The organism is Lachnospira hominis (ex Liu et al. 2021), assembly GCF_014287955.1.
In the GTDB taxonomy this organism is placed as follows: domain Bacteria; phylum Bacillota; class Clostridia; order Lachnospirales; family Lachnospiraceae; genus Lachnospira; species Lachnospira hominis.
Map to the genome: position 1 here is coordinate 172630 of NZ_JACOPD010000005.1, position 26274 is coordinate 198903.

Sequence of the window (26274 nt, forward strand, 5' to 3'; positions counted from 1 at the left end):
ATTTAATTTCAATCTATGCTTGCATTTTGTTTAATGATATGCTAAACTATTATGGTTGTGAGAAAAAGAGATGGTCCTCTGTTACATAGATTGTATTAAGAACATCCAAATTTAAGGAGGTCACACATGAATAATATTATTAAGAACATCGAAGATGCTCAGATGAAAGCTGAAGTACCTCAGTTTAACGTAGGTGATACAGTAAGAGTATCAGCTAAGATTAAAGAAGGTAACCGTGAAAGAACACAGGTATTTGAAGGTACAGTATTAAAGAAGCAGGGTACAGGCGTACGTGCTACATTTACTGTAAGAAAGATTTCTAACGGTGTTGGCGTTGAAAAGACATGGCCATTACATTCACCTATCGTAGAGAAGGTTGATGTTGTAAGACGTGGTAAAGTAAGACGTGCTAAACTTAACTACTTACGTGAGAGAACAGGTAAGTCTGCTAAGGTTAAAGAATTAGTTAGATAATTTGGAAAATCCGTGAAACGTGTTTTTCATAATCAATGACATTTAAGGGACTGTGGTTTTGACGAATAAAAATCGTTGGAACGCAGTCTCTTTTTCTTTTCATTTTTGATGATTTGTAGTAAAATATAATCTATATGAAATTACATGGGAAATTTGCATAGCGTGTTAATCATATTTTCAAAATTAAGTATACAAAAGATGTCGCAGACATCTGGAAAGCGGAGTTAGTTTTATGTCTACACTTTTTCAAAGAAGATATCAGGAAAATACAAGACTACAGTCTGTATGCAAGATGATTGTCAATATAATTATGGTTATTGTGTCAGCTTATGTTATAGTCACATTTATGTGTGACAGAACAATTATTTCAGGCGGTTCTATGCAGCCTGTGATAGAAAATGAGGATACTGTGCTTATAAACAGGTTTGCATATTCATTTACAAAACCAAAAAGATACAGTGTAGCTGCATTCAAATTGCCGGGTTCAAATTCGAGTAAAGTTTATGTCAAACGTGTTATCGGTCTTCCGGGTGAAAAGATACAGATAAAAGATGGACATGTATATATAAATGGTGAACAGTTAAAAGATGATGTTTTTACAGATACAATACTTACAGCCGGACTTGCAGCCAATGAGATCACATTGGGAAAAGATGAGTATTTTCTGCTTGGAGATAACAGAAATAACAGTGAAGACAGCAGATTTGCAGGGGTCGGAATAGTAAAAGAAAAGAATATAACAGGCTCTGTGTGGGCAATTGTCGGCCCTGTTAAAAGACTTGGCTTTGTAAAATGATAGAATAGGAGAATAGAATTTATGAATTATCAATGGTATCCCGGTCACATGACAAAAGCAAGACGAATGATGGAGGAAAATATCAAGCTTATTGACCTTGTGATAGAGGTTGTTGATGCACGAATTCCTATGTCAAGCCGCAATCCGGATATAGACAATCTTGCAAAAAATAAGGCCAGGTTAATACTTCTTAATAAGTCAGATTTGTCTGATGAGAGGTTAAACCAGCAATGGATCGATTATTTTGCACAAAAAGGAGTTTTGTGTCTGAAACTTAATTCAAGGAGCGGAGCCGGAATTAAGCAGATGAATTCAGCAATCGAAAGAGCATGCCATGAAAAGATTGAGCGTGACAAAAAGAAAGGTATAATGAACCGTCCTGTAAGAGCTATGGTTGTAGGTATTCCGAATGTTGGAAAGTCGACATTTATCAATGCATATGCAGGCAGGGCGTGTGCAAAGACGGGTAACAAACCGGGTGTGACCAAAGGAAAGCAATGGATAAAGTTAAGCAAAACAGTTGAACTTCTTGATACTCCGGGTATTTTATGGCCAAAGTTTGACAGTGAGATTGTAGGAAGAAATCTTGCACTTATCGGCTCAATGAATGATGAGGTAATTAATATTGAAGACCTTGCATTCGAGGCTGTGACATTTTTGAAAAATAATTACAGTGGTAATCTGTCAGAAAGATATGGTGTTGATGAGGATGAGGAAACGCTTGAAATTATGGATGCGATAGCCGCTAAAAGGGGATGTCTTAAAAGAGGTGCCATGACTGATTATGAAAAGCTTGCCGGAATAATACTTGATGATTTCAGAAGCGGACGCATAGGCAGGATAACACTTGAAAAACCGGGAGAAGAGATATAATGACTAAAAAAGAAGAATCTGCCATGAAGCGTGCTTTGAAGCTTGAGGCTGAAAAGGCGAGGGTTGAGCAGATGTGCGAATATGAAAAAGAATATGGTGTGTATTCATATATATGCGGAATAGACGAAGCCGGAAGAGGTCCTCTTGCAGGTCCTGTTGTTGCCGGGGCTGTGATACTTCCAAAAGACTGCCGTATTTTATATATTAATGATTCAAAAAAACTCAGCGAAAAGAGAAGAAATGAATTATTTGATATAATAAAAGAAGAAGCTGTTACATATGGAATTGGAATAATAGATGCTGCAAGAATTGATGAGATTAATATTTTGCAGGCAACTTATGAAGCTATGAGGAGTGCCATTAATAATCTCAATCCGTCACCCGATATATTATTAAATGATGCTGTTACAATTCCAAAGGTTGATATTAAACAGGTTCCTATTATAAAAGGAGATGCGAAAAGCATCAGTATTGCTGCCGCAAGTGTGCTTGCAAAAGTAACAAGGGACAGAATTATGGAAGAATATGATAAAAAATATCCGGAATATGGATTTGCAAAACATAAGGGATATGGAACAAAACAGCATATACAGGCACTTGAACAGTTTGGTGCGTCACCTATTCACAGAAGGACATTTATCACAAAATTTGTCCCATAATAAAAATAGTCAGGAGCAGATATGCCAGTTAATCTTTCTTCATTGTTTTCTGCAGTAAATGAGGTTTCTCCGGTAAATAATAAAGAAGCCCAGTCAGCAGAAAATGCCGGCAATACGTCCGGAGCACAAAATATATCAGGAATTATACAAAAAACAGCTGATGAAGCAGGAATTGCCATGCTTAAAAATATGCTTAAAGGAGATACATTTTCCGGACAGATTATTAATGTGTCAGACGGCAACGCATTATTGCAGCTTACAAACGGCAGCCTTATCAATGCAAAACTTGCTGAATCGGCGAAAGGACTTGCAAATGGTCAGATTCAGACATTTATAGTTGATGGACAAAGCTCTGATGGGATTACTGTAAAGCTGCTTGGAACGAAACAGCAGGAAAATGTAATCATATCAAAAGCACTTGAGGCGGCGGGACTTGATAATAATGAAGAAAATGCAGGTCTTGTAAAGACGCTGCTCTCACTTAATATGCCAATTGATGCAAAGATGCTTGGTGAACTGGCAAAAACAGTTCTTGAATTTCCTGATACATCAGATGCCACTATTGCTAATCTTATGCGGCTTCAGATACCTGTTACCCAGGAAAATATTACACAGTTTGAAGCATATAAAAGTTATGAACACAGTGTGCTATCTGATATTAATACTATGGAAGATGGATTTTCACAGCTTTTCAATTCAATGATTTCAGATAGTGGTGATGCACAGTCAGCACAACAGTCAGCTTCATTATTTGATAATCTGACAGAAATACTTTATGATGGAAATAAAACTGAAAGCACTAATATATCAGATGTGTTTGATAATGACACAATTAATAGCCTTAAAGATATAATAAAAGAGGCAGCCGGAAGCCAGACTGACAGTTCATCTGTAAAACAGCTTCTGGATAAATTGAATAATAATCAGGCGTCAATACATGATGTTATATCAGGATTGGCAGATATAATAAAAAATGACAGAAGTGGACAGACACTGCTTAAAAATATTGGGAGTGATTTTTTGGGCAGGCTTATAAAAGAGATGACTAATGAGACACTCAAGCTTAATCCTTCTGATGTTGCTAATCCGGATGGAATTAAAAATTATTATAAACGTATAAAAAATGTTATGGAAAAAATGTCGGAAAATTCGGAACTATCCGATAAGGCAGGAGACATCTCAAAGAGCATGGAATCAATAAAAAGTAATATTGATTTTATGAATGACCTTAATAAAAATATGACATATTTCCAGATGCCGCTTCGTTTTTCCCAGAGCGATGCAAATGGTGAATTATATGTATTTACAAATAAAAAAGCACTTGCACAGGGAACAGACAATGTGAGTGCACTTCTTCATCTTGATATGGAAAATCTCGGACCTGTTGATGTATTTGTCCGACTTAACAAGAAAAATGTCTCGACAAATTTCTGCCTTGAGAGCGAAGAACTGCTTGATTTCGTATATTCTAATATAGATAAATTAAATGCGAGATTAAAAGCACTAGGGTATAATACAACATTTGAAATGAAGCTCAACAGCGAACAAAAAGATTTTGATTTTGTAAATGATTTTGTTGATAAAGATATACCGAAAAATAAGACATCGCAGTATGTTTTTGATGTAAAGGCATAATTCTTATAAAATATTTATAAATTGTTATACTTTATTTATTGATATGTTTTTAACATGGTATAAAATAGGAGATGTAAATTGAACGGACAAAATTTTTTTGAAAATAAAAAAGAAAAAGATGATAAACCTAAAATTTCAGTTGCCCTTCAATATAATCCTGATGAGGAAGCACCAAAGATTATTGCATCAGGAAGAGGAATTATTGCAGATAAGATTATTGACAAGGCTAAAGAGAATGATGTACCTGTTTATCAGGACAGCAAGCTTGCAAATACGCTTTCAAAGCTTGAAATCGGTGATATGATACCGCCGGAATTATATGGTGTTGTAGCAGAGATTCTTGTCTTTGTCGATGAATGCGACAGAATAAGGGGAAAAGTTAAACATTGAGTATAAATAATAGAAAACTGGGTTCAAAGTGGGAACATGCGGCTGCAGATTATCTTAAAAAATCAGGATATGAGATATTGGAGACTAATTTCAGATGCCGTATCGGTGAGATTGATATAATAGCAAAAGCGGAAGATACACTTTGTTTTATAGAAGTAAAGTATAGAAAAACAAGCAGATATGGCTTTGCGGCTTCGGCTGTAACACAGGCAAAGCAGCAGATTATAAGACGCGTTGCACAGTATTATCTGTATACACATAATATTGCAGATACTCAATGCAGATTTGATGTTGTGGCTTTTGATGCCGGAAATCCGCAGATTATAAAGAATGCATTTTAAAGCTGACAGGGCTGCCTGTGACACATTGGATGTGGGAAAAGATTATAATAAAAACAATACAGGGGTTATAATGAACAGTAATAATTTGGGGCGTATTGTAAGAAAAGATAATGAACGCCTTTTTTATAATATTTTTAAAACATATGGCATGGCAGATATTAAAGAGTCGAATTACATTGATACAATACATTTGTACAATGAACCTGTGCCTCATATTAAGTTTGCACCTTTTGAAAAGTCCTCATTTGTAAGCCAGTGTTTTTCAACGAGACTTGGAGGCGTAAGCAGTGGAATGTTTAAGAGCATGAATCTGACATTTAATAAAGTCGGAAGTTATGAGGCTGATTTGCGTGATAATGTTATGGAAAATTTCAGGCGTATGGGTAAAGTGATTAATACGCCTGTTGAAGATATGGTTTATTCAAAACAGACACATACCAATAATGTTTTGTATGTTGATGACAGTAATCGTGGAATGGGAATAGTGAAAGACAGGAATTATGATAATATAGACGGTCTTGTCACTGGTACGAAGGAACTTACGCTTGTGACATCGTTTGCGGATTGTATCCCTGTTGTCATGGCAGATGAAAAATCACGCTGCATAGCATCAGTTCATGCCGGATGGCGTGGAACAGTCGGCAATATTGTTAAGAATGCCATAAATATGATGACAGATAAGTTTGGAAGCAATTCGTGCGATATAATTGCATTTATCGGTCCGGGAATATGTGTGGACTGCTATGAAGTGTCACAGGATACAATAAATGAATTCAGAAAAAATTATAGCCAGAGCGAATGTGAACTTATAATTCAGCCGGAAAATAAACCTGGAAAATATCTTCTTAACTTGCCAGGGGCTGATTATATTAATCTGATTAACGCAGGTGTGCGACCTGAAAACATTTACCTGTCTGATGTATGCACAAGCGAGAACAGCGATATTTTGTTTTCACATCGTGCAAGCAGCGGAAGACGAGGCATAATGTGTAATTTTATAAAAATAATTAATTAATATATTAATACCCGGAGGATAACCATGAATGAATTAGAACTTTTAAATGGTACTGAGGAAATTATTCCTGAAAATATTATTACAAAGGAGCAGTTCGTTAAATTTGTTGAGAACAGTGTGAAATTTGAGGAACTTATGATGATGTACAGATGTGCGATAAGGGAAGTGCAGACAAAGCTTGAAATATTAAATGATGAATTTAAGACAAAACGCCAGCGTAATCCGATTGACAGCATACGTTCAAGAATCAAATCGCCATTGAGCATATATGAGAAGCTTAAAAGAAGAAATTATCCTGTTTCAATACAGTCGATAGCAGACAATCTTAATGATGTTGCGGGAATCCGTGTTGTTTGTCCGTTTATAAGTGATATTTATGATGTTGCACGCATGCTTATATCACAGGACGACGTGGAGGTTATGGAAGTAAAAGATTATATCAAAAATCCAAAGCCGAACGGTTACAGAAGTCTCCATTATGTAGTAATTATTCCTATTTTCTTATCGTCAGGAAAAGAATATATGAAAGTTGAAGTCCAGATAAGAACGATTGCCATGAACTTCTGGGCAAGTCTCGAACATCAGATGCATTATAAACAGTTTGATAATGATGATATGCCTGAAATAGTAAAACAGCTTACAGAATGTGCTGAAAATATTTATCAGACAGATGTACGGATGCAGGAAATCAGGGAAGATATACATAAGTTTAATGAATAAACATTTATAAAAAACTTAAAAGCTGCCGCTTAACGATAGATTGTGTTAAGTGGCAGCTTTGTTTTATTTACGCGTGTAACGAGCCAAAGTCCGTGCTTGCACGAGACCTTGGCGACTGCCGCGATAACTTGAGAAACTCGCGGAGCGTGTTTCTCATAGTTATGTGAATAATGAATTTTAAAAATCAATGTTTTTTCTTTTTTCTTTTGGCACTATTAGTTATAAAAAATACTATAAGTGCAAGAATTGCGATAGGAAGAAGCAATGAAAGAACAGTTGTCATTATTTCTGAATAAATTGGATTGTCAAATATTGATTTTTTGATGTTTTTATATTCGGTTGTTTTTACTATATTTTCAAGTTCTGTTTTCATGTTGTCTGTAAGCACTGACTGGTTTGTCTGGAGCGAAAATGAAATTGCCTTGCCACGCATGATTGTATAATATTTTCTGAGATAAACAGTTACATCATTATTGGCAATTGAAGTTACATCTGTTACAAAGTATGTAACACCGTTGATTTTATCAATATATGAATTGGTAATGTTTTCCGTGACAATCTCATTTTTTGTGTTGTCTCTCGATTCGACATATGATTTGAAGCTGCTTTGTAACTCATCATCGCTTAAATCGTTAAGTGATTCTACACCGGAAGGAGCGTCTTTTCCGCTTAAAAGTATTTCATATGTAACATTCTGCTTTGGTATGATTTCAAGATAAATATTATTAACTTTCATAAGTGCACGAAGCTGTTCTACGTCATCTGCACCGATAAGGTCAAGATAAGAATTGTTAGATGTAACATTCTGTGTGAAACAGACAAGGTCGTCCGAAACTGTTACAGCGACATCAAGGTCGGCAATTTTGTAAGTCGATGCTTTTGAAGTGTCGGAAAGAGAAATGTCTTCTGCCATTACAGGAACAAGTGATGTGATGGCAAGCTGCAGTCCGATTAAGACGGCTGCTGCCGATTTACACAATTTTTTGAATCGTGATGTATTTTTTAACATTAAAAATGTACCTCCAATAAATATTAACACGTCTATAACAATATCACATAACTTTACAAAATACAATTTAACTGCTATTATATATTAGATTATGTTTATTAATTTTTTGTAAATTTGTTAATGGAGGCTATAGATGAGCAAACCTATTGTAGCTGTTGTCGGCAGACCAAATGTTGGAAAATCAACATTATTTAATGACCTTGCGGGACAGCAGATTTCTATTGTAAAAGATACACCCGGTGTTACAAGGGACCGTATTTATGCAGATGTGACATGGCTTGACAGGTCGTTCACACTTATTGATACAGGCGGTATTGAACCTGAAACTAATGATATTATTCTTTCGCAGATGCGTGAGCAGGCTGAGATAGCTATTGAGACAGCTGATGTAATCATATTCCTTACTGATGTGCGTCAGGGACTTGTTGATTCAGATGCCAAAGTTGCTGATATGCTCCGCCGTTCTCATAAGCCGGTAATACTTGTTGTAAATAAAGTTGATAATTTCGATAAGTTCATGCCGGATGTATATGAATTTTATAATCTTGGCATCGGCGACCCGATTCCGGTTTCTGCTGTTTCAAAGCTGGGAATCGGAGATATGCTTGATGAAGTAATTAAGCATTTTCCTGAAGATTCAGATGGCGATGAGGAAGATGACAGACCTAAGATTGCTATAGTAGGCAAACCTAACGTAGGTAAGTCATCAATTGTAAATAAGCTTGTCGGTAAAAACAGGGTTATTGTTTCCGATATTGCCGGTACTACAAGAGATGCTATTGATACAACGATAAAGTATAATAACAAAGAGTATGTATTTATTGATACAGCTGGATTACGCCGTAAAAACAAGATAAAAGAAGAAATTGAAAGATACAGTATTATACGTACTGTAGCGGCTGTTGAGCGTGCTGACATTGTTATTATTGTAATTGATGCGATAGAAGGCGTTACAGAGCAGGATGCAAAGATTGCCGGTATTGCACATGAACGCGGCAAAGGTATAATTGTTGCCGTGAACAAATGGGATGCAATCGAAAAGAATGATAAGACGATATATGAATATACCAATAAAATAAAAGATACGCTTTCATTTATGCCTTATGCAGAGATTCTTTTTATTTCAGCACTCACAGGACAGCGTCTCAATAAGATTTATGAGCTTATTGATGAGATTATAGACAGCCAGAACATGCGTGTGCCTACAGGTGTGCTTAATGAAATACTTACAGAAGCAGTTGCTATGCAGCAGCCACCTTCAGATAAAGGAAAGCGTTTAAGAATTTATTATATTACACAGGTGTCTGTAAAACCGCCTACATTTGTAATGTTTGTAAATGATAAGCAGCTTACTCATTTTTCGTATACAAGATATATTGAAAATAAGATTCGTGAGGCATTTGGCTTTAGGGGAACTTCAATAAGATTTATTAACAGGGAACGCAAGGAGAAAGACTGATGTTAGAACGTGTGATTTGTCTTGTAACCGGCTATCTTTTAGGCTCAATAATCCAGGCCGGCTACTGGTATGGAAGATTTAAGCATATTGATATAAGAAAATATGGAAGCGGTAATGCCGGAACAACTAATGTTATGAGAACACTTGGCAAAAAAGCCGGTATGACAACATATCTTTTTGATGCATTAAAGCCAATTATGTGTATGGCTATAATTCATTTTGTATTTGGCAATAAGAATGGTAATGAGCTTCTTCTGATGATGTATGGCGGACTTGGCGTTGTGCTTGGACATAATTTCCCATTTTACCTTAATTTTAAGGGAGGAAAGGGAATTGCTGCGACATCGGGAATTGTACTCGGACTTTTATTTTATCCTACACACTGCTGGGCATTTGCTGTACTTGGAGCATTGACATTCGGTCTTGTTACGTATTTTTCAAAGTATGTATCACTCGGTTCACTTATGGGAATCGGCATGTGGTTTGTTGAATTCGTAATATGGGGCTGTGTCGGCTGGCTTCCACTTTCAGGAAGTGTACTGTATGAATGTTACGGAGTAGTATTTATAATTACACTTCTTGGATTTATACAGCATAGAGGCAATATTAAGCGTCTTATCAACGGAACCGAGCGTAAAGTCGGACAGAAGAGAACGGAGGAAGTAAAATAATGGCTGAAGTTACTATAATGGGTGCAGGAAGCTGGGGACTTGCCCTTGCTATTCTGCTTAATAACAACGGACATCATGTAAATGTATGGTCAGTATTTCCTGATGAGGTAGAACTGCTTGCAAAAGAGCGTGAAAATAAAAAGTGTCTTCCGGGTGTCCATATTCCTGAAAATATTGAATTTTCTGCTGATACAGAATATGTTGTTGAAAAATCGGATGTTATCGTTCTTGCGGTTGCGTCTCCTTACACAAGGTCAACGGCAAAGCTTTTTGCACCTTATGTAAAAAAAGGACAGTATATTGTCAATGTAGGCAAAGGAATTGAAGAGGATACGCTGATGACGCTCTGTCAGGTTGTTGAGCAGGAAATACCGCAGTGTACGGCAGCGGTTCTTTCAGGACCGAGCCATGCTGAGGAAGTGGGTAGAATGATTCCTACAACATGTGTAATCGGCACGCATAAAAAAGAAGATGCTGAATATCTTCAGAATATATTTATGAATGATGTGTTCCGTGTATACACAAGTCCTGATATGCTTGGAATATGCATTGGTGGTGCATTAAAGAACGTTATAGCACTTGCTGCCGGTATTGCTGACGGCCTTGGCTATGGAGATAATACAAAAGCTGCACTTATAACGAGAGGAATAACAGAGATTGCAAGACTTGGAATTGCCATGGGTGCAGACCCGATGACATTTACAGGCCTTACTGGAATTGGCGACCTTATTGTAACATGTGCAAGTATGCACAGCCGTAACAGACGTGCCGGTATTCTTATCGGAAAAGGTTATACAAAAGATGAAGCAATGGCAGAAGTACAGATGGTTGTTGAGGGCGTTTATGCTGCGAAAGCGGCACATAAACTTGCAGAAAAATATAATGTTGAGATGCCTATAGTTGAACAGGTTAATGCTGTTTTATTTGATGATAAAAAGCCGTCAGAGGCTGTAAAAGAACTTATGCTTCGTGATAAAAAGATTGAGCTGGCAGACAGCGATTGGAGGTAATATATTGAGAGTTATTGCAGGAACAGCAAGAAGTCTTCCTTTAAAGACTGTTGATGGAATGGATACAAGACCAACAACAGACAGAATAAAAGAGACACTTTTTAATATGCTTCAGACAGATGTATATGCATCAAGATTTCTTGATTTATTTGCAGGAAGCGGAGCTATAGGAATAGAAGCTTTGAGCCGTGGTGCCAAAGCTGCTGTATTTGTGGAACATTCAAAACAGTGTGTTGAATGTATAAAAGATAATCTCAAATTTACAAAGCTTTCCGATAAGGCTGTTGTAATGGAACAGGATGTGTTATCGGGAATAAGCAGACTTGCCGGGAAAGGTGTTTTTGATATAGTATTTATGGATGCACCTTATAAAACAGGACAGGAAAGAGATGTCCTTGTGGCATTAAAGAACGGCGATATTATTGATAAATACACAATAATCATAATTGAGGAGGCACTTGATACAGATTTATCATATGTATCTGAACTTGGTTATGAAATATACAAAGAAAAAAGATATAAAACAAACAAGCATGTTTTTTTAAGGATTGGAGAATAAAATGAAAACTGCTATTTATCCCGGAAGTTTTGACCCGGTGACATTTGGACATTTAGATATTATTAAGAGGTCAGCCTCACTTGCGGATCACCTTATAGTTGGTGTTCTTAACAATAGTTCAAAAACGCCATTGTTTTCCGTGGACGAACGTGTTAATATGATAAAAGAGGTCACGGCTGATATACCTAATGTTGAGGTCTTGAGTTTTTCCGGGCTTTTGGTTGATTTTGCAAGAAAGCATAATGTTCAGGTTATAATAAGGGGACTTCGTGCTGTTACAGATTTTGAATACGAGCTTGCAATGTCACAGACTAACAGAGTGGCTAATCCTGATGTTGACACAATCTTTTTAAATACAAGCCTCAAGTATGCTTATCTTAGTTCGAGCATTGTTAAAGAGATGGCACAATATGGTGGTGACATAAGTAAATTTGTGCCTGCACAGGTTGTAGATTTAGTATATGAAAAATACCATATAAAAAATAAATAAAGGGGATATACATGATGAGTAGAATAGAACAGGTAATAAGTGATATAGAGGCTTATCTTGATGACTGTAAATTTCAGCCATTTTCTAACACAAAAATAATAGTAGATAAAGACCAGTTAGAAGATATGCTTGCAGAGCTTCGTTTAAAAACACCGGAAGAAATTAAGAAATATCAGAAGATAATTAATAATAAAGAAGCAATTTTAAATGATGCAAAAGAGCAGGCAGATGCTATTCTTGATGCTGCCAAGGTTCAGACAGAAGAACTTATCAATGAGCATGAGATTATGCAAAGAGCGTATGCACAGGCAAACCAGCTTATTGAACAGGCTACTGCACAGGCCCAGTCTATTCTTGACAATGCGACAGAAGATGCTAACAGCATAAGAATGGGTGCGGTTGCATATACAGATGATATGCTTTCAAAGCTTCAGTACATAATTGAACATTCAATAAAAGATAATAAAGAAAAATATAATTCTTTAATATCGGACCTTGAGAATGTCCTCGCAGTTGTAAATAATAATCGTAATGAGCTTAATGCAAGTAATTCGGATGATGATGAGACAGACAGTGAACAAAAAGATTCCCAGCCGGCATTGGAGTCTGCTGGTGATAAAGCTGACAGATTTGATGTTGATGTTCCAATGTCAAATCAGTAATATTAAGATTATAAATTTAATTTATTTAATGTGATTGTATTTTCGGAGAATATGGGATGAATAGTCTTGTATTCTCCGAAATTGTTTATTATTTAAAGAATGACTATGCAAAAAACACCTGTTATGAATGTGCACAGTATTTTTCCGTAAATATATTTTCTGATTGATAATCCGCTTCCGTTAATCATACCCATAGTCTGCATGATTGTGGAGAACCCTCCGAAAGAATTAATTAAAATAATAAATGTAGTGATTAATTTTTTATCTGCATTAATTTTTCCTGCTATATATATTCCGTTGGTAATTTCAGTAATGCCGCAGATTACTGCAGGAACAATGTCGTTTTTAAACGGTATTACATTTATGTATGCGGATATACATGAAAATATTACGATATATCCGCCGAGTTTAATCATGTTTTTGGCGGTGTTAAGAATGGCATCATCAATGATGTCTGCCATGCTTAAACAGGACCGTTGATTTTTACGATTGTCAGGTATACCGGAAATATGCAAAGGTAAAGGGCTTTTTTCATGGATGCACATATAATAAAAAGCAGTGCCCAGAATACATAAAAAAAGAGGGGCATAAATGCATATTAAAATTTTAAATTTGCCGGATGTCTGCGGAAGCTGCAAAAATATGTAATTAATTATAAATGACGGACTGGATACATTGCAGAATGGCATAAGCATTTCACATAGTGTATCTTTGTATTTATGATGTCTGCAATATTCAGAGGCAAGTATCGCACCGAGAGGATAACCGCAGACAAGTCCGGCGAGTGTGATGTATATGTATATAATTCCTTTTTTTTCGCTGTATCTATGAGAAAATGCCATAATGCAGGATGAGACGGCTGCTGCCGGAAAAAGTCCTGGAAGAATAGTTAAAGCCCATAATTTAAGTCCTGTTAAAGCTCCGTTAAATGCAATTTTCGGAAATATGATAAATAAAAGAAAAACAGTTACTGTTAATAAGAAAAAATATAATTTTTTATTTTTTAAATTCATTTAATGTACATCTGCCGCATAAATAATTAATAAAAAATATGCGAAATAAAAATGAAACATGCCAAAAAGCTTATAATTTTAATTCTTGTAATTTCAATAGTTGTTAATCTTGAGTTAAGATTTGTTACAGATGATAATTATGTTTTGTTAAATCTGAAGGTGGATAATGAAGCATTTACATCACTTCAGTTTGATATTACACCCGATGGTGCGGACAGGAATGCACAAAGGCTTGGAATGAGTAAAGGTGAGATTATTCTTATTGCACTTATGATGAATAATTACAGCGTTAATGATGATATTTTGGATAAGCTTGATAAGAGAGTGTGCGTCAGAAATAAAAACAGGCTGATGCATTTTAACGGAGAAGAATTTGCATTTTATACAAATGTAATTGACTCGCTGATTATTGATATGGAGTATTTTCCTGTGGCACGGTCAAAGACGAGAAAAACATGGGTGGAATACGAGGATTCATGGGGAAATGAGCGTACATACGGAGGGAAGCGGACACATGAGGGGTGTGATATAATGTCAGAAGAAAATAAACGCGGAGTGATGCCGGTTATCGCTGCAAGCGGCGGGACAGTGACAAACTTAGGCTGGCTTGAACTTGGCGGGTGGCGTATAGGAATTACATCAGATAACGGAATTTATTATTATTATGCACATCTTGATTCTTATGCAGATAATATGGCAGAGGGCACTAAGATACGAAAGGGTCAGCTTATCGGATATATGGGAGATTCGGGATACAGTAAAGTTGAAGGGACAGTAGGAAAATTTGATGTGCATCTTCATTTTGGGATATATATTTATACAGATGGAAAAGAGACTGCATTAAATCCGTATTATCTTTTGAAAAACATAAGCAACAAAATACTGTATTATCAATATTAAATATGTTACAATAAAATATAAAAAATTTTTAATAAGACAAAAATTTAATAATATAAAAACGGGAGAAATATATGAATTTACCTGAACAATATCTTGAAAATATGAAAGAACTTCTGGGCACGGATTTTGATGCATATATAGAAAGTTTCAATGACAGCCGTCTTTACGGACTGCGAGTAAATACAATGAAAATATCAGTCGAGGATTTTCTTAAAATAAGTCCGTTTAAACTTACTCCGATTCCGTGGATTGAAAATGGATTTTATTACAGTGAGGATGATAAGCCTGCGAAACATCCGTATTATTTTGCAGGACTTTATTATATCCAGGAACCGAGTGCGATGACACCTGCCAATGTTCTTCCTGTCGAGGAGGGCGATATAGTATTTGACATGTGTGCGGCACCTGGCGGCAAGTCTACTGAGCTTGGAGCAAAGCTTAACGGAAGCGGACTCTTAGTGACTAATGATATAAGCAATTCAAGAGCAAAGGCACTTCTTAAAAATGTTGAGGTATTTGGTATTCCTAACGTATATGTTGTAAGTGAAGACCCGAAAAATATACAGCCTGGGTTTAATGAATTTTTTGATAAAATTCTTATAGATGCACCATGTTCCGGTGAGGGAATGTTCAGAAAAGACAATAAGCTTATAAAGAGCTGGGAAAAAACTGGTCCGGAATTCTATGCAAAGATACAGCGTGATATAATTCTTACAGGAGCAGATATGTTAAAGCCGGGTGGCAAGATGCTTTATTCAACATGTACATTTTCAAAACTTGAAGATGAAGAAACGGTTCGTCACCTTCTTATCAACAGACCTGATATGCACCTTATAGACATAAAGCATTATGATGGATTTTCAAGTGGCTTTACATATGATGACGAGCTTAAAAATATGCATCTTGAGAAAACTGTAAGGATTTTTCCGCATAAAATGGAGGGAGAAGGACATTTTGTTGCATTGTTTGAAAAGAAAAGTGACGGCGAAACTCCATTTAAGGGTCATGGCATAATACATAAGCAGAAAAATACGAAGTTAGCCACGGAACTTGAAGATTTTCTTGGAAAATTAAATAAAGACACTGTCAATTTTGATATAGAAAATGCAAAAGATAATATTATGATAAAGGATAATTATGTTTATCTTTGCTCTCCTTATATGCCTGGCCAGAAAGGTATGAGAATTATGAGAACAGGGCTTTTGCTGGGAGAATTAAAAAAGAACCGCTTTGAGCCAAGCCAGGCACTTGCAATGGTTTTAAAAATGTCAGATTATCCTGATGTTATAAATCTTCCTGCATCAGATGAGCGTGTAATCAAATATCTAAAAGGTGAAACACTTGATCTGCCGGAATTTGACGGAAAAACAGGAGACGGATGGAATCTTTTCTGCGTTGACGGATATCCTCTTGGCTGGGGAAAGTTCAAAAATGGTTCATTAAAAAATAAGTACCTTGCAGGATGGAGATGGCAATGAGTTTGATAAGGCTTGATAAATATCTTGCGGACATGAAAGCCGGAACAAGAAGTGAAGTCAAAGAATATATACGAAAAGGCCGTGTGCAGGTAGATGAAATAACTGTAAAAAAGCCTGAACAGAAAGTAGATATAATGACACAGAAAGTATTTCTGGATGGCAGAATGATAAACTATGTAACAATGGAATATTATATGCTTAATAAGCCGTCTGGTGTGCTAACAGCTACAATGGACAAAAATGCAAAGACTGTGCTTGATCTGATGGATGTGAAAAGAAAAGATCTTTTTCCGGTTGGACGACTTGATAAAGATACAGAAGGTCTTTTGCTTATAACCAATGATGGAGAGCTTGCACATAATCTGCTTGCACCAAAAAAGCATGTTGATAAGACATATTATGCCAGGGCAGCAGGACGCATAAGGGAAGAGGCTATAAAGCTGTTTGCGGACGGACTGCATGTTGATGATGAATTTACGGCACTTCCGGCGAAACTTGAACTTAAGGGATATAATGATAAAGATAATTACACAGATGTAATAATAACAATCCATGAAGGAAAGTTTCACCAGATAAAAAGAATGTTTGAAGCTGTAGGAAGTGAAGTTTTATATCTTAAAAGATTAAGAATGGGAAGCCTTGTGCTTGACGAAACGTTAAAACCGGGAGAATACAGAACTTTGACACAAAAAGAGATAGATGAATTATATAACTGTAACTGAAAAAACAGATGAATACATTCATTGGAAGTTACGGAATGGAGAATTAATATGATTAAGGATTTTCTGCCGGTAAGCCGGTCAGATATGGAAAAAAGAGGCTGGGAACAGTGCGATTTTGTATATATAACAGGTGATGCATATGTGGACCACTCATCATTTGGACATGCAATAATAAGCAGGGTTTTAGAATCTTTTGGATACAAAGTTGGTATAATACCACAGCCGGACTGGAAAGATAAAGACAGCATAACACTGCTTGGGAAACCGCGTCTCGGATTTCTTGTCACAGCCGGAAATATGGATTCAATGGTAAACCACTATACTGTTAATAAAAAAAGACGCCATACAGATGCTTATTCACCGGGTGGCAAAATGGGAATGCGTCCTGATTATGCAACAATAGTTTACTGTAATCTCATAAAACAGACTTATAAAGATGTTCCGATTATAATAGGCGGAATAGAGAGTTCGCTCAGAAGACTTGCACATTATGATTACTGGTCAGATAAAGTAAAACATTCAATACTTATAGATTCCGGTGCGGATTTACTATTATATGGAATGGGCGAAAAATCTGTTGTTGAAGTGGCAGATGCACTTGACAGCGGCATGGACGTATCAGACATAACATATGTCAAAGGCACTGTATATAAAGCAAAAGATACTGACAGTCTGTATGATTATATTGAACTGCCGGATTATGATGAGGTTTCATCAGATAAGATTTCATATGCAAAAAGCTTTAAAATCCAGCATGAAAATACAGACGCATTTACAGCAAAAACACTTGTTGAGAAATACAAAAATAAATGCTTCGTAGTACAGAATCCACCGGCAGAACCGCTTACAACCATGGAGATGGATGACGTATATGCTCTTCCTTACATGCGTAATTATCATCCTATGTATGAAAAACAGGGCGGAATTCCGGCATTATCAGAAATAAAGTTCAGTATAACGAGCAACAGGGGATGTTTTGGCGGATGCTCATTTTGTGCATTGACATTTCATCAGGGACGAATAGTGCAGACAAGAAGCCACGAATCAATTATAAACGAGGCTGTGTGCATGACAAAGGATAAAGATTTTAAAGGATATATCCATGACGTCGGAGGACCGACTGCTAATTTCCGTCACCCTTCATGCCAGAAACAGCTGACAAAAGGTGTATGCACAAACAGGCAGTGTCTTTATCCGTCGCCTTGTAAAAATCTTACGGTTGACCACAAGGATTACATAAGCCTGTTAAGAAAGCTAAGAGCTGTTCCTGGAGTAAAGAAAGTATTTATCCGCTCGGGAATACGTTTTGATTACTGCATGGCAGATTCTGACGATACTTTTTTATCAGAACTCTGTAATTATCACATAAGCGGACAGCTGCGTGTGGCACCTGAACATATAAGCGAAAATGTATTAAAATATATGGGAAAACCGGCAAACACAGTTTATCAGGCATTTATAAAACGTTATCAGAGAATTAATGCAAAGACAGGAAAAGAACAGTTTGTCGTTCCGTATCTTATGTCATCACATCCGGGTTCAACTATGAAAGAAGCTATTGAACTTGCTGAATACATAAGAGACTTAGGATACATGCCGCAGCAGGTACAGGATTTTTACCCCACACCATCGACATTGTCAACATGCATGTATTATACAGGTGTTGACCCAAGAACGATGGAGCCTGTATACACACCTGTGTCATATCACGAAAAAGCCATGCAGCGTGCGTTGATACAATATAAAAATCCTGAAAATTATGACCTTGTAAAAGAGGCTCTCATAAAAAATAACAGAACAGATTTAATTGGATTTGACAAAAATTGCCTTATCCCGCCAAGACTTCTTAAAAATGAAAAGCATGGCGAATCAAATAAAAGAAAGTCTGCTGATGTTAAAAATACAAGAAATATAAATAACGCAAAAAAGACGAAAAGTACAAAAAATACTAAATTTGTAAAAGACGAAAAGAAGGAGAATGGATTACATGGCAGGAAAAGAAAAAGGTGAATTTGGTTATCTTAATTACCGAAAAAAATTAAATCTCATAAAAATGATAGTTTCATTTGCTGTTGTGGCAGCAGTTCTTATTATTGGTTTTATTGTATACAAAACAAGAGCAAATATATTTACAGTTGCAGCGATTGTGCTTGTTCTTCCGGCAGCAAAAATGGCAGTTGCATATTTTGTTGTTCTGCCTCACAAACCGGCTGATAATGAATTAAAAGAAAAAGTAGAATCAAAGTCTGGAAGTCTTGGCGTATATTACGATTTGATATTTTCAAACAGCAAAAAACCTATAGGAACTCAGGCAGTAGTAGTTTCTGATGCAGCTGTAATTGCACTTACAAATGAAAACAATGCTGATAAAAAACTTTTTGAGACAAGTCTTAAAGATTTTATGGCAAACGACTCAAGAAATGTCAATGTGACGCTTTATAATGACGAAAAATCATTTTTATCAAGAGTATCAACACTTGCATTATCAAAAGATGACAGTACCCCAAATATGAATATAGAAAAGAATGCACATTCCTTGTTGTCAATGTGTATTTAGAATAAAACGGAGATTGTATGAAAGAATTTATTATTTCACATCAGGAGGAAGGACAGCGTTTTGACAAGTATCTGGTAAAATGCCTGCCTAAAGCACAGAAAAGTTTTCTGTACAAAATGTTAAGAAAAAAGAATATTGTACTTAATGGAAAAAAGGCTGATGGAAATGAAAAAATAAAAGCCGGCGACAGCGTAAAAATATTTTTTTCAGATGAGACATTTGAAAAATTTTCAGATGAAAAAACAAGCGTTAAAATTGCAGCTGTGTCTGATGAAGTAAAACTTGATGTGCTTTATGAAGATGATAAATTTCTTATTGTAAATAAGCCATCGGGAATGTTATCACAAAAAGCAGAAAAAAATGATATTTCGCTTGTCGAATATGTCAATGATTATCTTGCTGCGAAAGAAGAACATAAAGAGAGTACATTTAAGGCCGGTATATGCAACAGACTTGACAGAAATACAAGCGGAATAGTTGTTGCTGGAAAGTCTGTTGTGGGACTTCAGGAAATGTCAGCGGCATTTCATGACAGAACGATAAAAAAATATTATATATGTATTGTAAAGGGCAGAGTGTCAAAGAGAGTTCATATTAAAGGATGGCTTAGAAAAGATGCGGACGTCAATAAAGTTAATGTTGTAAAAAATATACCACAGGGTGCTGGCATGGATGATTATACAGCAATTGAGACTGAATATTTTCCTGTGTGTATATCTGATGAAGTGTCGCTTGTCAAAGTGCATCTTATAACGGGAAAGACGCATCAGATAAGGGCACATCTTGCATATGAGAAACATCCGCTTGCGGGAGATGCAAAGTATGGAGACAAAACTTTCAACAGATATTTCAAAGAAAAATATGGCATAAAAAACCAGATGCTGCATGCTTATGAGCTTGCTATACCAAAAGCTATAAGCAGCAATATGAATATTGATAATGCAGCTGATAAAGATAATGCATACATTAATGATACAGGAGAGATGTGTATCCGTACAAATGTACCGGATGGGTTTATTAAAGTTTTAAAAGGAGAAAATCTATGGCAACATGGAACTCAAGAGGACTTAGAGGCTCTACATTAGAAGATTTTATCAATCTCGCAAATGAAAAATATCAGCAGAGCAATCTGGCACTGATACAGAAAATCCCTACGCCTATAAAACCTATTAAAATAGACAAAGACACAAGACATATAACGCTTGCCTATTTTGATATGAAAAGTACGGTTGACTATATAGGTGTTGTTCAGGGAATACCGGTATGTTTTGATGCGAAAGAGACGGCGGTTGATATATTTCCGCTGCAGAATATACATGAACATCAGGTGAATTTTATGTCTGATTTTGAAAAACAGCAGGGTATTTCGTTTATAATTTTGTATTTTTCTTCCAGAGATGAGTTTTATTATGTACCTTTCTGTGATATAATTAACTTTTGGAACAGAGGCAAAAATGGCGGTAGAAAGAGCTTTACATATGATGAAATAGATAAGAGCTACCGCATACATGCATCGAAAGGCGTTCCGGTTCATTATCTTGATGCTTTGCAAAAAGATATTATGTCCAGAGACTGATTGATTTTATGAGGAGATTTTATGGAAAAAAATATTATAGAAAAATATGAACTGATAGATGGTCATGCAATTATAGATATGAATTATAATATTATCACGGCAAATGAAGAAATGTACCGTTTTATCGGAATATCTACAATGACATCAATTCTAGAATCAATTCATCAGGTTGACCTTGATGATTTCATGGATGTTGCACATCATTTAAGACAGGATCAGGAAGCTGATATGGTTATCAGAATGAGACGTTCAGATAATTCATACCGCTGGATTCTTCTTCACATTGCACATTTTCAGTTTGTGTCAACGGACAATTCGTTTGAATATTTTGAATTGTCTGCATCGGATATACTTGCATTGAAAAAACAGAATGCAACACTTCAAAATAATATGCAGAGTTTCAGGCATCTTCTTGCAATGGAAAATGAACTGTTCTTTATTTATGATTATAAAACCCATAACTTTAAGATAAATAATTTCATTGACAATGAAATACATAACATAATTGATATGGATATATCTGAACTTACATCAAAGATGGAAGATGAGCATCTTATTTCAGATGATACAATTGATGAGTATAATGCATTTGTTGATGATATGAAAAAAGGCACGGTTTCATATACTCACAGATTTAAGACAAATATGCTTACAAAGAAAGCTGAGTATGACCTGATAGAATTAAAGGTCACAACTATTTACAGTGAAAATAAGCCGGCCAAAGCTGTTGCCAGTATACGCAATCTTACTAATTCACAGGGCTACCAGAGCGTTACAACTTACAATTTTGAAAAAGCAGGAAGTTATTTTACGTCGGCTGATATTGAGCAGTTCTGCGATAATAATATACGATATAATCCGGCATGTGAATTCTCGCTTATGCTTCTAGAGATAGATGACCTTGACGTAATGACGGCAGAGGCAGGAAAAGAATATGCGGACAGTATTCTTTATACAGCATTACAGACTGCAAAGCAGATGATTTCATACAGAGGAATAGTATGTGAGATTGAACATAATCTGATATGCATTGCAATTCGTGATATTAATTCAGAAGTAAACTTACGTTCATTTCTTGAGTCGCTTAGAAATCAGATTGCATGGAATGTGCTTCTGATGAACGGAAAGAAAAATCTTACTTTTTCTATTGGAATTGCAAGATATCCGCAAAATGGCATAACGATGGAACTTGTAAAGAAAAAACTTTATCGTGCATTTGATATCGCACATGAGAGAGGACACAATCATTATATTATTTATCGTGAACATTTACACGGTGAAATAAGTTGACATTAAGATTGTTATCCTGTATAATCTGAACAGTTTTACGAATTATCACGTTACCACGATAAAGTGGCAGACGCAGGAATGGAGATTTTATATGAAGAGAGATTTATTACATACACCTGAGGGCGTACGGGATATTTATAATGGTGAATGTGCCAGGAAGTCGGTGATTCAGGAAAGACTGCACGATGTCTGCCTTAAATATGGTTACAATGACATTCAGACACCAACAATAGAATTTTTTGATGTTTTTAGCAAAGAGCGAGGCAGTGTGCCATCTAATGAAATGTTCAAACTCTTTGACAGATATGGCAATACACTCGTTCTAAGACCTGATATGACACCTTCAATAGTAAGAACGGCAGCAAAGTATTATGCAGATAACCTCCTGCCGGTCAAACTGTGTTATGCAGGCAATACATTTATTAATGTGAGCAAGTATTATCAGGGCAAATTAAAGGAAAATACAATGGTAGGTGCAGAGCTTATCGGTGATTCTTCAATTGATGCTGATTTTGAGATAATTTCAATGGTTATAGACTGTATGAAAAATGCAGGTCTTACTGAATTTCAGGTTGAGATTGGTAATGTGTCTTATTTTAAGGGATTGCTCGATGAAGCGGGAATCAGCGGTGATGATGAGGAAAATCTCGTATCACTTATACAGGAAAAGAATTTTCTTGGCGTTGAAGAACTTCTTGAATCATTAAATATCGATAAACATATAGCTGATGTTTTACTTGCACTTCCACAGTTATTTGGCTCTGTTGAGGTCCTTGAGAAAGCAAAAGCACTCACTGATAATAAGGAGTGTCTCGCGGCAATTGACAGATTGTATGCATTATACAATCTTTGCCGGATTACAGGTGCGGATAAATATGTTTCGTTTGATCTTGGTGAACTTAGTAATCATGCATATTATACAGGAATTGTATTTCATGCATATACATTTGGGACAGGCGAGCCTGTAATCGGCGGCGGTCGTTATGATAAGCTTGTCGGACAGTTCGGACGTGAAAAGGCAGCCATAGGTTTTTCTATAACACTCGACAGTCTCATGGCTGCAATAACAAGACAGAATATAGATATTCCTGTTGATATTAATGGAACACTTCTTGTATACAACTCTCAAAATCTTTCACAGGCGGTATCGGTGGCAGATTCATTAAGAAAGAAAGGCATACGTGTATGCATGACATCATGTAATTCTGAAAAGACTAAAGAGCAGTATGTTGAATATGCGGCTGACTCACAGCTTGCCAATGCAGTATTTCTTCCGGACTGTACAAATGCAGATGTTTCATCTGCAGAATTTCTGGGTCTTACAGTACAGACTACTGATGTAAAAGATAACTGCACAAAAAATATTACTGTAGAACAGCTGCTTGGAGGTAAGTATTAATGAGATATATTACAATTGCACTTTCAAAGGGTCGTCTTGCTAAGAAAGCGTTAGAGATATTTGAACATATTGGTATTACATGTGATGAAATGAAAGACGAAAATACAAGGAAACTTATATTCACCAATGAAGAACTTGGATTAAAGTTTTTCCTTGCAAAACCGTCAGATGTACCTACATATGTTGAATATGGTGCCGCAGATATAGGAATTGTCGGAAAAGATACGCTTCTTGAAGAAGGCCGTACGCTTTATGAAGTATATGATTTAAAGGTGGGCAACTGTAAAATGTGTGTATGCGGTCCATCATCTGCGAAAGAAAAATTGCAGCACCATGAGCTTATACGTGTTGCTTCAAAATATCCTAACATTGCAAAAGACTATTTTTACAATAAAAAGCATCAGACAGTTGAGATTATCAAGCTTAACGGCTCTGTTGAACTTGCACCGATTGTCGGTCTTGCAGAAGTTATCGTTGATATCGTTGAGACAGGTGCGACGCTTCGTGAAAACGGACTTGAGGTTCTTGAGGAAATATGTCCGCTCTCAGCAAGAGTTGTTGTTAATCAGGTAAGCATGAAAATGGAAAATGAAAGAATTAACAAGATTCTTTCAGATTTGCGTAAATATATGGAAAATTGTTAATGAGCAGACAACTGCGGAATGGAGAAAATAATATGAGAATTGTTAAACTGACTAAGGAAAGTAAATCAAACATACTTGAAAATCTTTTAAAGAGAAGTCCTAACAGCTATGGAAAGTTTGAAAGTGCCGTTGCGGATATACTTGCAAATGTAAAATCAAGAGGCGATGATGCTTTATTTGAATATACAAGAAATTTTGATAAGGCAGATATTAATCCTTCAAATATTGTTGTGACACAGGAAGAGATTGATGAGGCATATTCACTTGTAGATGACAAGCTTCTTGATGTTATAAGAAAAGCACTTGTAAATATCCGTGATTATCATGAAAAACAGAAACAGTACAGCTGGTTTGATTCTAAGCCGGATGGAACAATTCTCGGACAGAAAGTTACAGCATTATCAAGAGTTGGTGTATATGTGCCTGGCGGAAAGGCAGCATATCCTTCGTCAGTTCTTATGAATGTAATGCCGGCAAAGGTTGCAGGAGTTGAACAGATTGTTATGTGTACTCCTCCTGATAAAGAAGGCAAAGTATATCCGACAACACTTGTTGCTGCAAAAGAAGCCGGTGTCGATGTGATTTACAAAGTCGGCGGTGCACAGGCCATAGCAGCTATGGCATACGGCACAGCATCGGTTCCTAAGGTTGATAAGATTGTGGGACCTGGTAATATTTATGTTGCACTTGCAAAAAAAGCTGTATTTGGTTATGTAAGCATTGATTCCGTAGCAGGCCCTAGTGAAATTATGGTTATTGCTGATGAGACTGCAAATCCAAGATTTGTTGCAGCTGACCTTCTCTCACAGGCAGAGCATGATGAGATGGCATCTGCAATTCTTGTGACAACAAGTGAAGAACTTGCAAAGAAAGTGTCAGCTCAGATTGATGAATTCTTAAAAGAACTTTCAAGAAGTGAGATTATCAGCAAATCTCTTGAAAATTATGGCTACATTCTTGTTGCTGATTCTATTGATGAGGCAATTGAAGTTGCCAATGATATTGCATCAGAACATCTTGAAATTGTGACAAAAGACCCATTTAATGTTATGACAAAGATTAAAAATGCCGGTGCTATTTTCCTTGGTGAATACAGTTCAGAACCACTTGGTGATTATTTTGCAGGCCCTAACCATGTACTTCCAACTAATGGTACGGCAAAATTCTTCTCACCTTTAAGCGTTGACGATTTCATCAAGAAATCAAGTATCATTTCATACTCAAGAGAAGCACTTGAGCTTATACATAACGATATAGAAACATTTGCAAAGGCAGAGCACCTTACAGCACATGCGAACTCAATACATGTACGTTTTGAAGGAGATAAGTAAAATGGCTGAAAAAAATGTTCGTCAGGCTGAAATAAGCCGTAAGACAAATGAGACAGATATAAAGATGAAACTTGTTATTGATGGAACAGGTGAAGCAGATATTGATACAGGAATAGGCTTTTTTGACCATATGCTTAACAGTTTTGCCAGACATGGTCTTTTTGACCTTACGTTAAAAGTAAGGGGTGACCTTGTTGTTGACTGCCATCATACAATTGAGGATGTTGGAATAGTTCTTGGCGAGGCAATAAAAGAAGCTATAGGAGATAAAAAAGCCATAAGACGATATGGGGATATAACACTGCCTATGGACGAGGCACTTATACTTTGTGCAATTGATTTATCAGGCCGTCCTTACCTTGTATTTGACGGAAATTTCACATCTGACAGGGTGGGATATTTTGATACACAGATGGTTAAAGAATTTTTCTATGCTGTATCTTACGGTGCAGGAATGAACCTTCATATACGCCAGATAAGCGGGGAGAATGACCACCATATTATTGAGGGAATGTTTAAGGCGTTTGCAAAAGCCCTCGATGAAGCTACAATGAAAGATTCAAGAATTAAATCAGTGCTTTCCACAAAAGGTACACTTTAA

Annotated in this window: 29 protein-coding genes; 27 read left to right on the forward strand and 2 right to left on the reverse strand. The window is 36.2% G+C overall.

Annotated elements, in window-relative coordinates; translation table 11 throughout:
- The first annotated feature begins 126 nt into the window (after positions 1-126).
- The 9 genes from rplS to H8S01_RS08455 all read left to right on the forward strand — a co-directional run bounded on the left by rplS (position 127) and on the right by H8S01_RS08455 (position 6903).
- Positions 127-474 (forward strand): 50S ribosomal protein L19, encoded by a 348-nt coding sequence (gene rplS, locus H8S01_RS08415; protein ID WP_021866746.1) that lies wholly within the window; start codon positions 127-129, stop codon positions 472-474.
- Positions 475-706: 232 nt separating this feature from the next.
- A complete protein-coding gene (lepB, locus tag H8S01_RS08420; protein WP_021866745.1) occupies positions 707-1270 on the forward strand; it encodes a signal peptidase I in 564 nt (187 codons plus the stop codon).
- 21 nt (positions 1271-1291) lie between these two features.
- Complete coding sequence (gene ylqF / locus H8S01_RS08425; protein ID WP_021866744.1) at positions 1292-2143, forward strand: ribosome biogenesis GTPase YlqF; 852 nt, start codon at positions 1292-1294, stop codon at positions 2141-2143.
- Entirely contained in the window at positions 2143-2802 is a 660-nt protein-coding gene (locus H8S01_RS08430; RefSeq protein ID WP_021866743.1) for a ribonuclease HII, read from the forward strand. Before ylqF ends, H8S01_RS08430 begins: the two co-directional genes overlap by 1 nt.
- A gap of 21 nt (positions 2803-2823) precedes the next feature.
- On the forward strand, positions 2824-4437 hold the full coding sequence (locus H8S01_RS08435) for a flagellar hook-length control protein FliK (protein ID WP_186836897.1): 1614 nt from the start codon (positions 2824-2826) through the stop codon (positions 4435-4437).
- Between the two features lie 78 nt (positions 4438-4515).
- Positions 4516-4827 carry an EscU/YscU/HrcU family type III secretion system export apparatus switch protein gene (locus H8S01_RS08440; RefSeq protein WP_021866741.1) on the forward strand — a complete coding sequence of 104 codons (312 nt, stop codon included), beginning with the start codon at positions 4516-4518 and terminating at the stop codon, positions 4825-4827.
- Entirely contained in the window at positions 4824-5168 is a 345-nt protein-coding gene (locus tag H8S01_RS08445; RefSeq protein WP_021866740.1) for a YraN family protein, read from the forward strand. The genes H8S01_RS08440 and H8S01_RS08445 overlap by 4 nt, the downstream gene beginning before the upstream one ends.
- Positions 5158-6183: a peptidoglycan editing factor PgeF gene (gene pgeF / locus H8S01_RS08450; RefSeq protein ID WP_186836898.1), complete on the forward strand. Its 1026-nt coding sequence runs from the start codon at positions 5158-5160 to the stop codon at positions 6181-6183. Before H8S01_RS08445 ends, pgeF begins: the two co-directional genes overlap by 11 nt.
- Positions 6184-6207: 24 nt before the next feature.
- Positions 6208-6903, forward strand: coding sequence for a GTP pyrophosphokinase (locus H8S01_RS08455; RefSeq protein ID WP_021866738.1), 696 nt, complete (start codon positions 6208-6210; stop codon positions 6901-6903).
- Between the two features lie 184 nt (positions 6904-7087).
- Here the strand turns inward: H8S01_RS08455 and H8S01_RS08460 are convergent, their stop codons facing one another.
- Positions 7088-7912 carry a hypothetical protein gene (locus H8S01_RS08460; RefSeq protein ID WP_186836899.1) on the reverse strand — a complete coding sequence of 275 codons (825 nt, stop codon included), beginning with the start codon at positions 7910-7912 and terminating at the stop codon, positions 7088-7090.
- A gap of 133 nt (positions 7913-8045) precedes the next feature.
- On the opposite strand from H8S01_RS08460, the gene der reads away from it, so the two are divergent.
- Genes der through H8S01_RS08490 form a run of 6 tightly spaced genes read left to right on the forward strand, consistent with a single transcriptional unit; the run spans position 8046 to position 12763 of the window.
- Positions 8046-9371 (forward strand): ribosome biogenesis GTPase Der, encoded by a 1326-nt coding sequence (der, locus tag H8S01_RS08465; protein WP_186836900.1) that lies wholly within the window; start codon positions 8046-8048, stop codon positions 9369-9371.
- Entirely contained in the window at positions 9371-10042 is a 672-nt protein-coding gene (gene plsY, locus H8S01_RS08470; protein WP_021866735.1) for a glycerol-3-phosphate 1-O-acyltransferase PlsY, read from the forward strand. Before der ends, plsY begins: the two co-directional genes overlap by 1 nt.
- Positions 10042-11052 (forward strand): NAD(P)H-dependent glycerol-3-phosphate dehydrogenase, encoded by a 1011-nt coding sequence (locus tag H8S01_RS08475; protein ID WP_186836901.1) that lies wholly within the window; start codon positions 10042-10044, stop codon positions 11050-11052. The genes plsY and H8S01_RS08475 overlap by 1 nt, the downstream gene beginning before the upstream one ends.
- 4 nt (positions 11053-11056) lie before the next feature.
- A complete protein-coding gene (gene rsmD / locus H8S01_RS08480; RefSeq protein WP_186836902.1) occupies positions 11057-11611 on the forward strand; it encodes a 16S rRNA (guanine(966)-N(2))-methyltransferase RsmD in 555 nt (184 codons plus the stop codon).
- A 1-nt stretch (position 11612) separates the two neighbouring features.
- Positions 11613-12101 carry a pantetheine-phosphate adenylyltransferase gene (coaD, locus tag H8S01_RS08485; protein WP_021866732.1) on the forward strand — a complete coding sequence of 163 codons (489 nt, stop codon included), beginning with the start codon at positions 11613-11615 and terminating at the stop codon, positions 12099-12101.
- Between the two features lie 11 nt (positions 12102-12112).
- Entirely contained in the window at positions 12113-12763 is a 651-nt protein-coding gene (locus H8S01_RS08490) for a vacuolar family H+-ATPase subunit H (RefSeq protein WP_243204299.1), read from the forward strand.
- Between the two features lie 92 nt (positions 12764-12855).
- On the opposite strand, the gene H8S01_RS08495 is transcribed toward H8S01_RS08490, so the two are convergent.
- A complete protein-coding gene (locus tag H8S01_RS08495) occupies positions 12856-13224 on the reverse strand; it encodes a hypothetical protein (RefSeq protein ID WP_186836903.1) in 369 nt (122 codons plus the stop codon).
- 603 nt (positions 13225-13827) lie between these two features.
- Here H8S01_RS08495 and H8S01_RS08500 point away from each other — a divergent pair.
- From H8S01_RS08500 to hisB, 12 genes are all read left to right on the forward strand, one after another.
- Positions 13828-14676, forward strand: a complete 849-nt coding sequence (locus H8S01_RS08500; RefSeq protein ID WP_243204301.1) for a M23 family metallopeptidase — start codon at positions 13828-13830, stop codon at positions 14674-14676.
- Positions 14677-14747: 71 nt separating this feature from the next.
- On the forward strand, positions 14748-16154 hold the full coding sequence (locus H8S01_RS08505) for an RsmF rRNA methyltransferase first C-terminal domain-containing protein (RefSeq protein ID WP_021866728.1): 1407 nt from the start codon (positions 14748-14750) through the stop codon (positions 16152-16154).
- A complete protein-coding gene (locus H8S01_RS08510; protein ID WP_186836904.1) occupies positions 16145-16876 on the forward strand; it encodes a pseudouridine synthase in 732 nt (243 codons plus the stop codon). The genes H8S01_RS08505 and H8S01_RS08510 overlap by 10 nt, the downstream gene beginning before the upstream one ends.
- Positions 16877-16924: 48 nt before the next feature.
- Positions 16925-18886 (forward strand): YgiQ family radical SAM protein, encoded by a 1962-nt coding sequence (locus tag H8S01_RS08515; RefSeq protein ID WP_186836905.1) that lies wholly within the window; start codon positions 16925-16927, stop codon positions 18884-18886.
- Positions 18864-19433 (forward strand): hypothetical protein, encoded by a 570-nt coding sequence (locus H8S01_RS08520; protein ID WP_021866725.1) that lies wholly within the window; start codon positions 18864-18866, stop codon positions 19431-19433. Before H8S01_RS08515 ends, H8S01_RS08520 begins: the two co-directional genes overlap by 23 nt.
- A gap of 17 nt (positions 19434-19450) precedes the next feature.
- On the forward strand, positions 19451-20518 hold the full coding sequence (locus H8S01_RS08525) for an RluA family pseudouridine synthase (RefSeq protein ID WP_186836906.1): 1068 nt from the start codon (positions 19451-19453) through the stop codon (positions 20516-20518).
- Positions 20476-21009: a Holliday junction resolvase RecU gene (locus H8S01_RS08530; RefSeq protein ID WP_021866723.1), complete on the forward strand. Its 534-nt coding sequence runs from the start codon at positions 20476-20478 to the stop codon at positions 21007-21009. The genes H8S01_RS08525 and H8S01_RS08530 overlap by 43 nt, the downstream gene beginning before the upstream one ends.
- Before the next feature lie 21 nt (positions 21010-21030).
- Positions 21031-22299 carry a diguanylate cyclase domain-containing protein gene (locus H8S01_RS08535; protein WP_186836907.1) on the forward strand — a complete coding sequence of 423 codons (1269 nt, stop codon included), beginning with the start codon at positions 21031-21033 and terminating at the stop codon, positions 22297-22299.
- Positions 22300-22390: 91 nt separating this feature from the next.
- Complete coding sequence (hisZ, locus tag H8S01_RS08540; protein WP_186836908.1) at positions 22391-23698, forward strand: ATP phosphoribosyltransferase regulatory subunit; 1308 nt, start codon at positions 22391-22393, stop codon at positions 23696-23698.
- A complete protein-coding gene (hisG, locus tag H8S01_RS08545) occupies positions 23698-24342 on the forward strand; it encodes an ATP phosphoribosyltransferase (protein WP_021866720.1) in 645 nt (214 codons plus the stop codon). Before hisZ ends, hisG begins: the two co-directional genes overlap by 1 nt.
- A gap of 32 nt (positions 24343-24374) precedes the next feature.
- Positions 24375-25673, forward strand: coding sequence for a histidinol dehydrogenase (gene hisD / locus H8S01_RS08550; RefSeq protein WP_021866719.1), 1299 nt, complete (start codon positions 24375-24377; stop codon positions 25671-25673).
- 1 nt (position 25674) lies between these two features.
- Positions 25675-26274, forward strand: coding sequence for an imidazoleglycerol-phosphate dehydratase HisB (gene hisB, locus H8S01_RS08555; protein WP_186836909.1), 600 nt, complete (start codon positions 25675-25677; stop codon positions 26272-26274).

What these genes read in the sequence shown, in the direction of transcription:
- rplS (WP_021866746.1), top strand. Translation starts at nt 127, where the DNA reads ATGAATAATATTATTAAGAACATCGAAGATGCTCAGATGAAAGCTGAA.
- lepB (WP_021866745.1), top strand. Translation starts at nt 707, where the DNA reads ATGTCTACACTTTTTCAAAGAAGATATCAGGAAAATACAAGACTACAG.
- ylqF (WP_021866744.1), top strand. Translation starts at nt 1,292, where the DNA reads ATGAATTATCAATGGTATCCCGGTCACATGACAAAAGCAAGACGAATG.
- H8S01_RS08430 (WP_021866743.1), top strand. Translation starts at nt 2,143, where the DNA reads ATGACTAAAAAAGAAGAATCTGCCATGAAGCGTGCTTTGAAGCTTGAG.
- H8S01_RS08435 (WP_186836897.1), top strand. Translation starts at nt 2,824, where the DNA reads ATGCCAGTTAATCTTTCTTCATTGTTTTCTGCAGTAAATGAGGTTTCT.
- pgeF (WP_186836898.1), top strand. Translation starts at nt 5,158, where the DNA reads ATGCATTTTAAAGCTGACAGGGCTGCCTGTGACACATTGGATGTGGGA.
- H8S01_RS08455 (WP_021866738.1), top strand. Translation starts at nt 6,208, where the DNA reads ATGAATGAATTAGAACTTTTAAATGGTACTGAGGAAATTATTCCTGAA.
- H8S01_RS08460 (WP_186836899.1), bottom strand. Translation starts at nt 7,912, where the DNA reads ATGTTAAAAAATACATCACGATTCAAAAAATTGTGTAAATCGGCAGCA.
- der (WP_186836900.1), top strand. Translation starts at nt 8,046, where the DNA reads ATGAGCAAACCTATTGTAGCTGTTGTCGGCAGACCAAATGTTGGAAAA.
- plsY (WP_021866735.1), top strand. Translation starts at nt 9,371, where the DNA reads ATGTTAGAACGTGTGATTTGTCTTGTAACCGGCTATCTTTTAGGCTCA.
- H8S01_RS08475 (WP_186836901.1), top strand. Translation starts at nt 10,042, where the DNA reads ATGGCTGAAGTTACTATAATGGGTGCAGGAAGCTGGGGACTTGCCCTT.
- coaD (WP_021866732.1), top strand. Translation starts at nt 11,613, where the DNA reads ATGAAAACTGCTATTTATCCCGGAAGTTTTGACCCGGTGACATTTGGA.
- H8S01_RS08490 (WP_243204299.1), top strand. Translation starts at nt 12,113, where the DNA reads ATGATGAGTAGAATAGAACAGGTAATAAGTGATATAGAGGCTTATCTT.
- H8S01_RS08495 (WP_186836903.1), bottom strand. Translation starts at nt 13,224, where the DNA reads ATGGCAGACATCATTGATGATGCCATTCTTAACACCGCCAAAAACATG.
- H8S01_RS08500 (WP_243204301.1), top strand. Translation starts at nt 13,828, where the DNA reads ATGAAACATGCCAAAAAGCTTATAATTTTAATTCTTGTAATTTCAATA.
- H8S01_RS08505 (WP_021866728.1), top strand. Translation starts at nt 14,748, where the DNA reads ATGAATTTACCTGAACAATATCTTGAAAATATGAAAGAACTTCTGGGC.
- H8S01_RS08510 (WP_186836904.1), top strand. Translation starts at nt 16,145, where the DNA reads ATGGCAATGAGTTTGATAAGGCTTGATAAATATCTTGCGGACATGAAA.
- H8S01_RS08515 (WP_186836905.1), top strand. Translation starts at nt 16,925, where the DNA reads ATGATTAAGGATTTTCTGCCGGTAAGCCGGTCAGATATGGAAAAAAGA.
- H8S01_RS08520 (WP_021866725.1), top strand. Translation starts at nt 18,864, where the DNA reads ATGGCAGGAAAAGAAAAAGGTGAATTTGGTTATCTTAATTACCGAAAA.
- H8S01_RS08525 (WP_186836906.1), top strand. Translation starts at nt 19,451, where the DNA reads ATGAAAGAATTTATTATTTCACATCAGGAGGAAGGACAGCGTTTTGAC.
- H8S01_RS08530 (WP_021866723.1), top strand. Translation starts at nt 20,476, where the DNA reads ATGGCAACATGGAACTCAAGAGGACTTAGAGGCTCTACATTAGAAGAT.
- H8S01_RS08535 (WP_186836907.1), top strand. Translation starts at nt 21,031, where the DNA reads ATGGAAAAAAATATTATAGAAAAATATGAACTGATAGATGGTCATGCA.
- hisZ (WP_186836908.1), top strand. Translation starts at nt 22,391, where the DNA reads ATGAAGAGAGATTTATTACATACACCTGAGGGCGTACGGGATATTTAT.
- hisG (WP_021866720.1), top strand. Translation starts at nt 23,698, where the DNA reads ATGAGATATATTACAATTGCACTTTCAAAGGGTCGTCTTGCTAAGAAA.
- hisD (WP_021866719.1), top strand. Translation starts at nt 24,375, where the DNA reads ATGAGAATTGTTAAACTGACTAAGGAAAGTAAATCAAACATACTTGAA.
- hisB (WP_186836909.1), top strand. Translation starts at nt 25,675, where the DNA reads ATGGCTGAAAAAAATGTTCGTCAGGCTGAAATAAGCCGTAAGACAAAT.